We start from the raw sequence: 11,487 nt of genomic DNA, 5'->3' as shown, positions 1-11,487 counted from the left end.
TTGTCAATCCATGGCTATAAGTCACCAACGTACACACGGGGTGTGCACGGGCAACCAATACAACCAATTCAAAAAATTGGCATCAACAAACTTGGCACACTATTGAGTTCTCAAACAACAGGTACGTGATAACTACTCGCCATAACAACCCGGTTTCCCGGACCAAATCAATGGCTTTCCTTATCCGCGGCTTTCAACTTTAGCCCCCCGGAACCACCCCGTCAAATCGGCGAACCCGCCACATCCAACGAACCAGAACCGAAGATTTTCGGCTGTTCCTCCCGGTCCAGACGGCCGCTGTGCGAACTGTCCTTTGCCCCGGAGCAACTTTTCTAGTCTAGACCTTCTCGCTCTGCGGTGTCAATCCGCTTCGCCTGGCTCCTCGCGAGGTTCTCAACGATCCCCGCGCCATGCCGTGGTCCTTTCCAGACGGCGTCACCTTGTGAGTAACACCGGCGCCAGAAGGAGCTCCTGACCTGCAGTTTCCTGCTGATCTTCGTCTCCCGGCCCGGAAGCTTTTCGGCTTCCGCGCCTTGGCACAAGAGGAAACATTACACACGATTCGAGCGGGTGCAAAATCGGCGGTTCAGCGCACCGGACGGAAGTAGACCGTCGCCAGCGGAGGGGCGGTGATGACCGTCGAATACGGCTGTCCGTGCCACGGTTCAGCGGTGGCCGTGAGGGGCCCACCCGTACTCACGCCGGACCCTCCATAGGTCTCCGCGTCCGTGTTCAGCACCTCTTCCCACTGGCCCGGCAACGGCAGCCCCAACCGAACGTCGTGGTGCGGGCTGCCCGCCAGGTTCGTCACGCAGACCAAGGGCCGTGGCTTCCCCGCCCCCGCCTCGGGGGTGGACCAGCGGATGAAGGAGAACACATTCCGGTCGGCATCATGCTGATCGATCCACTGGAACCCGGAGGGGTCATTGTCCTGGCTCCATAGTTCCGGGGCGTCCCGGTACAGCATGTTCAAGTCCCGGACCGTCTTCATCAGGCCCTTGTGCTGCCGGGTGTCCGTGAGCCACCAGTCGAGACCGTGGGACTCGCTCCATTCGGATTCCTGCCCGAACTCGGACCCCATGAACAACAACTGCTTGCCGGGGTGGGCCCACATCAGGCCGTAGTAGGCGCGCAGCGAGGCCAACTGCTGCCAGCGGTCGCCGGGCATCTTGCGCAGCAGAGACCCCTTGCCGTGCACCACCTCATCGTGAGACAGCGGCAGGACGAAGTTCTCACTCCAGGCATACACGAGCGAGAACGTCATCTCACCGTGGTGCCACCGCCGATTCACCGGGTCCTCGGACATATACGTGAGCGAATCGTGCATCCAGCCCATGTTCCATTTGAGCCCGAAGCCGAGTCCGCCCTGATCCGTGGTGGCGGTGACCCCGGCGAACGCCGTCGACTCCTCCGCGATCATCACGGCGCCCGGATTGCGCCGATAGGCCGTGGCGGTCGTCTCCTGCAGCAGGCTGATCGCCTCGAGGTTGTGATTGCCGCCGTGCTGGTTGGGAATCCACTCCCCGTCGTTGCGGGAATAGTCCAGATACAGCATCGAGGCCACGGCGTCCACGCGCAGTCCGTCGATGTGGAACTCCTCGAGCCAGTACAGCGCGTTGGCCACGAGGAAGTTGCGCACCTCCGTCCGCCCATAGTCGAACACCAGGGTGCCCCAATCGGGGTGTTCACCCTTGCGCGGATCCGCATACTCGTACAGGGCTTGGCCGTCGAACTTCGCCAAGGCCCATTCATCCTTCGGGAAGTGAGCCGGCACCCAGTCGACCAACACGCCAATGCCGGCCTGATGCAGGCGGTCGACGAGATACTTGAAGTCGTCCGGGGACCCGAACCGGGAGGTCGGAGCGTAGTAGCCCGTGACCTGATAGCCCCAGGATCCTCCGAAGGGGTGCTCGGCCACGGGCATGAACTCGACGTGGGTGAATCCCTGCCAGGAGACGTACTCGACGAGCTGATCGGCCAGTTCCCGGTAGCTCAGTCCCGGGCGCCACGAACCGGCATGGACCTCATACACACTCATGGCCGATTCATGGGGATTCGTCCGGGCCCGCTTCTCCATCCACTCGTCGTCCTGGAAGACGTAGTGGGACTCCTCCACCCGTGAGCCGGTGGCGGGCGGCACCTCCGTCCAGCGGGCCATGGGGTCCGCCTTGTCCCGCCAGTGCCCATCTCGGCCACGAATCGCGAACTTGTAGACGGTGCCCGCTCCGATGCCCGGAACGAAAATCTCCCAGACGCCGGAGTCACCCAGTGAGCGGAGAGCGTGCTGGCGGCCGTCCCATGAGTTGAAGTCACCTTTGACGCGGACGGCCGTGGCGTTGGGGGCCCAGACGGCGAAGGACGTCCCGGTCACTTCACCCTGCGGAGCGGCGTAGTGACGGACCCTGGCACCGAGGACGGTCCACAGGGTCTCGTGCCGACCTTCCCGGAGCAAATGCTGATCGAGTTCCCCGATCGTCGGCAGATAGCGGTACGGATCGTCCTGCTCCACGGCGTCCGCACCGGGGAACGTGACCTGAAGGCGGTATCCCGGCACGTGTCCCGGTTCGCTCGCGGTGGCGGTGCCGACCCACACGCCCTCGTGTTCATGGCGCAGCGGCACCTGCCGTCCGTCGTCGAGCACGACCGTGACGCTCTCCGCCAGGGGACGCAACACCCGGAAGGTGACCGCCTCGTCCTCCCCCAAGTGGGGGCCCAGCACTTCGTGCGGCTGGTGATAACGGCCGTGCGCGACGGCGTCGAGCACCTCCGCGCGCACCTGGACCGGCGCGTGTTCCCCCGGTGAGGCTGGCGTCGGGGACAGTTGGCTGCGTTCCGGTTCCACTGCGACCTCCTGGGTATGGGGCTCTGCTGGGTGTTCCGACGAATGCTGGACACTGCGGGGCGTCCTCGGCTCCACGGTATCCGCCTGCTCGGCCGATCTCACGATCTCGCGTACGGCGGCGGCCGGCACCTCGACCCAGTCGGGCCGGTGACGCAGTTCATACGCGGTCTCATACAGCGCTTTGTCCAGCATCAGCGCCGTGAAGACGAGTGAGCCGGTGTCCACGGGACGGCCGACGGCGTCCCCGTACCCCGCGAGGAAGGCCTCCTGGCTGCGCGCGGCCCATGCCCGGGTCCCGGCCAGGGCCCCGGCGTAGTCGAAGGAGCGCAGCATCCCGACGACGTCCCGCAGGGGAAGATCCCAGCCGGACCTCTCGTTCGCCTCCCGCAGCGGTTCACCCTCGAAATCCAGCACGGTCCAGCGAGGGGCTTCCTCCCCTCGGCGTGTGACCAGCACCTGCCCCAGGTGGTAGTCGGCGTGAATCCGCTGCAGCGGCGGCAGTCCCGTGGCGGCATCCGCGGAACGCAGCTCCTCCACGAGGCGGCGCACCGCGGCCGCATGGTCTTCGCCGACGGCGGAGGCGGCGTGGTGCCACCCCCACTCGATGCGTTCGGCGAGCGCGTCGAGGACCTCGGGTGTCCGGCCGGCGCCGGCCGTCACGTCTCGCGTGCCGAAGGCGGTGGCCAGCGCCACGTGCAACCGCCCCGTGGCGGCACCGATGCCCGCGGCCTCGGCGGTGAAATCCTCGCCGGCGCCGGCGGCGTCCGTGGCCGCCCGCCACGCGTCCTGGGCTCCGGACATGAATTCCCGCAGGACACTGACCTCACCCGATTCGTCCACGGTGTGTTCAGCCGTCTCCGCCTCTTCCTGGCCGGCTTCCCGGGGCGCGCTCGGCTGGACGCGCCGCGTCCACCCGGCCGTCACCGATCCGTAGGTCACCGGCACCTCCGTGGAGCCGCCGGCCGAGAGCGCGAGGCCGATCTCGACGTCGGGATTGGTTCCGGCGGCCAGCACCCGGAAGAATTTCACGATCAGCCCGCCGCGTTCGGTGTCCACGATCACCGAGGTGTTGGACTGCTCGCCCTGCAGCACCCGGGCCCGGAGAGTGCCGGCGTCGAAGGCGGGCCAGTCCCCGAATCCGGCATAGGCGTGACCACCCGAGCGGCCGTCGGCGGTGGGCAACTCTCTCCGCATCATCTCCAACCAGACAGCAAGGAACGCCGGATCGTGCGTCCCGTCGTAGACCCAGCGCGTCCCGGAGGCGTCCTCCCACCGGCCGATCAAGGCCGCATCGCCGTCGTCGACGATCGTCCTGCGCAGAGCGACCGGGACGGAGATCACCACGGTGTCCCGGCTCTCGGTTCCGCCCTGGACCTTGTCCTCCCGGACGCCCGGATCTTCACCGTGCTGGCCTCCCACCGGGGTGGCGGTCAGCACGAGCAGCTGCAGTTCGAGGTCTTCCGCCGAGCCGGCCAGCGTGGCACCGCCGGCTCGGTGCAGGTCGAAGGCACCGTGCAGGGGGAACCAGCGCTGCGTCGGCAACCAGCTCGCCAACAGGTCAGATAGAGCGGTGCCGGTGTTCATCAGGTGCTCCCTGTGGACTGGCCCGGAGTGATGACGGGCATGGACGTGGTGTACGGATTACGCTTGTCGGCCAGCGCGGCGGCATCGGCCCCGGGCATCGGATCGGGGCCGGTGCGCAGGCGCAACCAGAAGAAGCCTCGGCCGGGCAGCGTGACCGGCAATCGGCCGTCCTCGCCGATGTCGAGGAACGGCCGGCCGCCGAACATGTCTCGCAGGCCCCGGCCCTCATAGCCGGGAACGGTCAGCCACGTGGCCACGGGGTCCGGCGACAGGTTGAAGATGCACAGCACCGTTTCCGGGTACAGATCCTCCTCCATGGCGGGCAGGTCCCGAGTGAAGGCCAGGATCTGCTCGGCGTCGGACTGGACCACCGTGAAGTCGCCCAGGCCGAAGACCGGGTGGCGCTTGCGGACGGCCAGGATCTCGCGGACCCAGTGCAGCAGCGAACCGCCGGAGGCCAGTTGGGCCTCCACATTGACGTTGTTGTAGTGATAGACGAGTGACTGGATGACGGGCAGATAGAGCTTGCCCGGATCGGCCTCGGAGAATCCGGCGTTGCGGTCCGGATTCCACTGCATGGGGGTGCGCGAGGCATCGCGATCGGGCAACCAGATGTTGTCCCCCATGCCGAGCTCGTCGCCGTAGTAGAGGAACGGCGATCCCGGCATGGCCAGCAGCAGACCGTGCGCCAGCTCCAGCTCCGACCGGCTGTTGCCCAACAGAGAGGCCAGCCGACGGCGGATGCCGACGTTCGCGCGCATCCTGGAGTCCGGCGCATACCAACCGAGCATGGCCTGGCGTTCCTCGGGGGTCACCATTTCCAGGGTGAGCTCATCGTGGTTGCGCAGGAACGTGCCCCACTGGCTGCCCGCAGGGATCTGTGGGGTGTCCGCGAGGGCCTCGAGGATGGCATTGGCCTTGTGGTCACGCAGGGCGTAGAAGATCTTCGGCATGATCGGGAAGTGGAAGCACATATGGCATTCGGGTTCCTCCTCGGTCCCGAAGTAGTCCACCACTTCCTCCGGTGGCTGATTGGCCTCGGCGATCACCACCCGGCCGGGGTACTCCGCATCCACCATCGCCCGCAGATCCCTCAGGAAGGCGTGCGTGCGTGGATCGTTCTCGCAGTCAGTGCCCTCCTCTTCGAAGAGATAGGGGATGGCATCAGCCCGAAAACCGTCGACGCCCATGTCCATCCAGAAGCGGACGACCTCGAACAGGGCCTCGATGACGTCCGGGTTCTCGAAGTTCAGGTCCGGCTGGTGAGAGAAGAACCGGTGCCAGTAGAACTGCCGGCGGACCGGGTCGAAGGTCCAGTTGGACTCCTCCGTGTCCACGAAGATGATCCGGGCGTCCTGGTACTTCTCATCCGTGTCACTCCACACGTAGAAGTCACCGTAAGGACCGTCCGGGTCGGCACGAGACTCCTGGAACCAGTGATGCTGATCCGAGGTGTGATTCAGAGGCAGATCGATGATGACTCTCAGCCCGCGGGCGTGCGCCTCCGCGATGAGCCGCTTGAAGTCGGAGACCGTGCCGAACTCGTCCAGCACCTCGTAGTAGTCCGAGATGTCATAGCCGCCGTCCCGCAGCGGCGAACGGTAGAAGGGAGGCACCCACAAGCAGTCGACCCCGAGCCACTGCAGGTACTCCAGCTTGTTGATCAGTCCGTCGAAATCCCCCGAGCCGTCCCCGTTGCCGTCGTGGAAGGCCCGCACCAGGACCTCGTAGAAGACGGCGGTACGGAACCAGTTCGGGTCATGGGAGATTCCGTGGGTGTGAAGCTGGAAGGAATTGGCCATCGTGGGGGTTGTCTCCGTGGTCGGGGATACGTGGTCCGGTGTGGTCGAGTGCCCGGATCGGCCGGTTTCGGAACGGCGGTCCGCTCGCGTCACTCCTGCCGGATCACCCGAAGAATATGGGCAGGTTCGACGTGCGGGTCCAGGCGGACGTAGTTGTGCTCGCCCCAGTGCCAGCGGCGGCCGGTGAGGAGGTCCTCGACCTCGAAACGGCCCTCGGGGTCGAGGTCCTGCGGACGCAGATCCAGCGCCTCCAGGTTCAGTGAGACGGTGGCCTCGCGCACCTCGTGCGGATCGCAGTTCACCACCACGATCACCGTGTCCGCGTGCCCCGGCAACCCGGCCACCACGCCGAGGGCGTCGGGCACCCCGGGGAACATGTCGCGCGCCAGGGGCCCTTCGTCGTCGTGCTCGGTGGTCCCGACGCCGGCCGGAGCCCGGTGCTGGCCGTCCGGCCAGTGCCGGCGAGACTTGGAGAACGCGAGAATGTCCCCGTTGTCCGCGCTGTGCAGCGTGAGGTTCTGCAGGTCCTGCAGCGCCGGGTGAGCGCGGCGAATCTGGTTCAGACGGGTGATGTACGGCGCCAACGAGGCGCCTTCGGCCTCGGCTCGGGCGAAGTCCCGTGGGCGGAACTCGTACTTCTCGTTGTCGATGTACTCCTCCGCGCCTGGACGGGCGACGTGTTCGAAGAGTTCGAAGCCGGCGTACATGCCCCAGAGCGGATTGGACGTCGCGGCCAGCACGGCGCGGATCTTGAACGCACCGGGCCCGCCGAACTGCAGGTACTCCGAGAGGATGTCCGGGGTGTTCACAAAGAAGTTCGGTCGGTAGAACGCCGCGGTCTCCGCCGTAACCTCGTGCAGGTATTCAGCCACCTCGTCGCGGGAGTTCCGCCAGGTGAAGTAGGAGTAGGACTGTTGGAACCCCACCCGTCCGAGGGCGTGCATCATGGCCGGACGGGTGAAGGCCTCGGCCAGGAAGACCACCTCCGGGTGGCGCCGGTGCACCTTGGCGATGAGCCACTCCCAGAACCACAGGGGCTTGGTGTGGGGATTGTCCACCCGGAAGATCTTGACCCCACGCGCGATCCACAGTTCCACGACCTTCAGCACGGCCCGGCGCAGACCACGCGGGTCGTTGTCGAAGTTCAGCGGATAGATGTCCTGGTATTTCTTCGGCGGGTTCTCGGCGTAGGCGATCGACCCGTCGACCCGGGTGGTGAACCATTCCGGGTGCTCGGTGACCCAGGGGTGGTCCGGCGAGCATTGCAGGGCCAGGTCCAGAGCGACGGCCAGTCCCAGATCCTCGGCGCGCTGGACGAACGCCGCGAAGTCCTCCTCGGTGCCCAGGTCGGGATGGATGGCGTCGTGGCCGCCCTCCGGAGAACCGATGGCCCACGGTGAACCAGGGTCCTTCGGGCCGGCGTCGAGGGCGTTGTTCGGTCCCTTGCGGTGGCTCCGGCCGATCGGGTGAATCGGCGGGAGATACACGACGTCGAAGCCCATGTCCGCCACCGCTGGGAGCCGTTCGGCCGCCGTCGTGAAGGTCCCCGACGTCCACTCGCCCGTCTCAGGGTGGTAGACGGCTCCCTCGGAGCGCGGGAAGAACTCGTACCACGCGCCTCGGCCGGCGAGCGCCCGCTGGACGTCCAGCGGGTAGGCCGGCGAGGCGGACACGAACTCGCGGATGGGGCGAGCCTCGAGCAGCGCGGTCAGCTCCGGATCGTCCGCGGCGGCCAACCGTTCGTGGGGATCCCGGGTGGAATCCTCCAGTCCGCGCACAGCTCGGGCGAGCGTGGCCCGGTCGGCTTCCGAACGCTCCCGGTCCGCGGCGGCCCGGCGGAACAAGGCGCCCCCTTCGGCCAGCATGAGCTCGACGTCGATGCCGGCCGCGATCTTCACCGTGGCCGCGTGGTGCCACGTGGCGAAGGGGTCCGACCACCCTTCGACAACAAGACGGTGGTGGCCGACCGAGGTGGGGCGCACGGTGGCCAGGTATTCGTCCAGTCCCGGCGTGCCCTCGGTCATGCGCACCCGCTGGACCTCGGCGCCGGAGGGATCGACGAGCACGGCGGTTGCTCCGAGGCGGTCGTGCCCCTCTCGGAACACCGTGGCGCGGACGGGAATGTCCTCGCCGATCACCGCCTTGGCGGGGTGCGCGCCACAGTCGATCACCGGCTGGACACCGGTGACCGGAATGCGGCCGACCTTCAGTTCGGTGCGGAACATCGGCACGTGACTCACCTGGCTGGAATTCTTGGCAGCTCCCACTCGCTCGACGTTACCGGCGGGAACCCCCGGTGGCCACTGATCACCGCTGTCGAGTGCGCTGTTCACCGTCTTTTCGGTGGTTCTTCGCCGGAGATCGTGCAGGATTCAACCGGTGGCCAACCCGCCGACCGCCGAGATTCACTCAGTGCACCCATACCGGAGGCGATCCGGCGTGGATAATGAGGGGCTGTGAAGGCTATTCGTCGTTTTACTGTTCGCACCCATCTGCCCGAGTCCATCGCCGGGCTGAATCGTCTGGCCACCAATCTGCGGTGGTCATGGCATCCCGCGACCAAGGAGCTGTTCCGCGATCTCGATCCGGTCGCCTGGGCGGAGTTGAACGAGGACCCGGTGGCGCTGTTGGGTTCCTTCGACCGCCAGAAGCTCGCCGAGCTCGCCGATGACACCGCGTTCGTCGCCCGTGTCCACGAGGCGACGGCCGACCTGGACCGGTACCTCACCGAGGATCGATGGTTCCAGCAGGACTCCCGGGAGCGGGGCGGTGGCGCGGACGGCAGCGGGGACGGCTCCGCCCGGCCGATCGCCTATTTCTCTCCCGAGTTCGGCATCACAGCCGTCCTCCCCCAGTACTCCGGCGGCCTCGGCATTCTGGCCGGTGACCATCTGAAGTCGGCTTCCGACCTCGGCGTGCCGATCATCGGCGTCGGTCTGCTGTATCAGTCCGGCTACTTCAAACAGTCACTGTCCCGCGATGCCTGGCAGGTGGAGACCTACCCCGTCCTGGATCCGGACAACCTGCCGCTGACTCTGCTCAAGGAGGCCGACGGCTCAGCCGCTCTCGTCTCCCTGCCTCTGCCCGGGGACCGTACCCTGCACGCCCAGGTGTGGCGAGCCGACGTCGGGCGGGTTCCGCTGTTGCTGCTGGACGCCAATGTTCCCGCGAACGACGACACCGCCCGGTCCATCACCGACCGGCTGTACGGCGGAGGGGGCGACCACCGGCTGCAGCAGGAGCTGCTGCTGGGCATGGGCGGGGTGAAGGCGCTGCGGCTGTACTGCCGGCTCACCGGCACCGAGGAGCCGGCCGTTTACCACACCAATGAAGGCCACGCCGGGTTCCAGGGGCTGGAGCGGATCGAGGAACTCATGTCCGCCGGGCTGGACTGGGAGGCGGCGCTGAGCGCGGTCCGGGCATCGACGGTGTTCACCACCCACACGCCCGTGGCGGCCGGCATCGACCGCTTCGACCGATCACTGGTGGAGCAGTTCTTCCGCGCCGGGTTGACGCCGAGCGTGCCGGTCGAGAACGTCCTGGCGCTGGGGTCGGAGGACTACGAGGGCGGCAATCCGGAGTTGCACAACATGGCCGTCATGGGTCTGCGCCTGGGTCAGCGCGCCAACGGGGTCGCCCGGTTGCACGGGGTGGTGTCGCGTTCGATGTTCAAGGGACTGTGGCCCGGCTTCGATGCGGAAGAGGTGCCGATCGGGTCCATCACCAACGGCGTGCACGCCCCGACCTGGGTCTCGGATGCCGTGTCCCAGGGCGCCATCGCGTTGTCCACATCGTTCTCTTCGTCGGCTTCGTCGGCTTCGGCTTCTTCGGCGGCCTCGTCTTCTTCGACGGTGACCACGTGCGACTGGGAGCGGGTCTACGACGTGCCCGACCGGGATCTGTGGGAGATCCGCCGGACGCTGCGGGCAGCGCTGATCGCCGACGTTCGCTCCCGGATGCGGGACTCGTGGCGCAAGCGGGGAGCCTCCGAGGCGGAACTCGCGTGGACCGATTCGGTGCTGGACGAGAACGTCATGACCATCGGTTTCGCCCGCCGGGTGCCGACGTACAAGCGCCTGACGCTGATGCTGCGTGATCCCGAGCGCCTGAAGAAGCTGCTGCTGGATCCCGATCACCCCATTCAGTTGGTGGTGGCCGGCAAGTCACACCCCGCCGACGAGCAGGGCAAGTTGATGATCCAGGAGATGGTGCGGTTCGCGGACGACCCGGAGGTCCGGCACCGGATCGCGTTCTTGCCCAACTACGACATCCGGATGGCGTCGACCCTGATGCCCGGGTGCGACGTGTGGCTGAACAATCCGCTGCGTCCCCTCGAGGCCTGTGGCACCTCCGGGATGAAGGTCGCCATGAACGGCGGGTTGAACCTGTCCGTGCTGGACGGCTGGTGGGACGAGATGTACGACGGCGAGAACGGCTGGGCCATCCCGACCGCCTCGTCCGCTGCGTCCATTGAACAGCGCGACGACGTGGAGGCGGCGGCCCTCTACGATCTGCTCGAGAACGAACTCGTTCCCCGCTTCTACAGCAGTGAGCCCGCGGAACAGGCGGGCGCCGCTGGACCCTCCGATCTGCCCACGGACGGCATTCCGCACCAGTGGTTGGCCATGGTCAAGCACACCATGGCCACGCTCGGCCCCGCAGTGTCCGCCGACCGGATGGTCCAGGACTACGTCAACGCCCTCTACCGGCCCGCCGCCGAGGCCGGTCGGGTGCTGGTGGCCGACGGCTACGCCCGAGCCCGGGAACTGGCGGCATGGAAGACGCACGTCCGGTCCCGCTTCGGCTCCGTGTCCGTGGAACACGTGGACTCCTTGGGCGTGAACGAGGAGCCGCAGATCGGTGACGAGATGCAGGTCTCCGCCTACGTCAATCTCGATGGGCTGTCCCCGTCGGACGTGTGCGTCCAAGCGGTGTACGGCAGGGTCGCGACCAAGCCGGTCGATAACTTCGAAGAGGATCACCTGGAAGACACCGACACCTTGGAACTCTCCCCGGCCCGGGATCTGGGCGACGGCCGGTGGCAGTTCACGGGTTCACTCGTCATCGACCGCTCCGGGGCCTTCGGCTACTCGGTTCGGGTCCTGCCGCAGCATGAACTGCTGGCCTCACCCGCCGAGATGGGCCTCGTGGTCAACGCCGGCTGACCCCCTCCCCCCTCTTTGCACCTCTTTGCATCTGGCGGTCAAAAGTGCACCAACACGCCCGGGAATTGGCGTGGAATTGGGGCACTTTTGACCG

Annotated in this window: 4 protein-coding genes; 1 reads left to right on the top strand and 3 read right to left on the bottom strand. The window is 66.8% G+C overall.

The annotated features are described in order from the left end of the window. Positions 1 to 586: 586 nt before the first annotated feature. The 3 genes from glgB to ACFQQD_RS06585 form a co-directional block, all read right to left on the bottom strand. Positions 587 to 4,426 carry a 1,4-alpha-glucan branching protein GlgB gene (glgB, locus tag ACFQQD_RS06595; protein ID WP_378087467.1) on the bottom strand — a complete coding sequence of 1,280 codons (3,840 nt, stop codon included), beginning with the start codon at positions 4,424 to 4,426 and terminating at the stop codon, positions 587 to 589. After that, a complete protein-coding gene (gene treS, locus ACFQQD_RS06590) occupies positions 4,426 to 6,228 on the bottom strand; it encodes a maltose alpha-D-glucosyltransferase (protein WP_378087465.1) in 1,803 nt (600 codons plus the stop codon). The genes glgB and treS overlap by 1 nt, the downstream gene beginning before the upstream one ends. An 89-nt stretch (positions 6,229 to 6,317) precedes the next feature. Next, entirely contained in the window at positions 6,318 to 8,453 is a 2,136-nt protein-coding gene (locus tag ACFQQD_RS06585; RefSeq protein WP_378087552.1) for an alpha-1,4-glucan--maltose-1-phosphate maltosyltransferase, read from the bottom strand. Positions 8,454 to 8,684: 231 nt separating this feature from the next. Here ACFQQD_RS06585 and glgP point away from each other — a divergent pair, with 231 nt between their 5' ends. Continuing rightward, positions 8,685 to 11,393: an alpha-glucan family phosphorylase gene (glgP, locus tag ACFQQD_RS06580; protein ID WP_378087463.1), complete on the top strand. Its 2,709-nt coding sequence runs from the start codon at positions 8,685 to 8,687 to the stop codon at positions 11,391 to 11,393. Positions 11,394 to 11,487: the final 94 nt, after the last annotated feature.

Source organism: Citricoccus sp. GCM10030269, from assembly GCF_042665635.1.
Taxonomy (GTDB): Bacteria; Actinomycetota; Actinomycetes; order Actinomycetales; family Micrococcaceae; genus Citricoccus.
The sequence above is the reverse complement of the archived record's forward strand: the minus strand, read 5'-3'. Positions and strand labels throughout refer to the sequence as shown.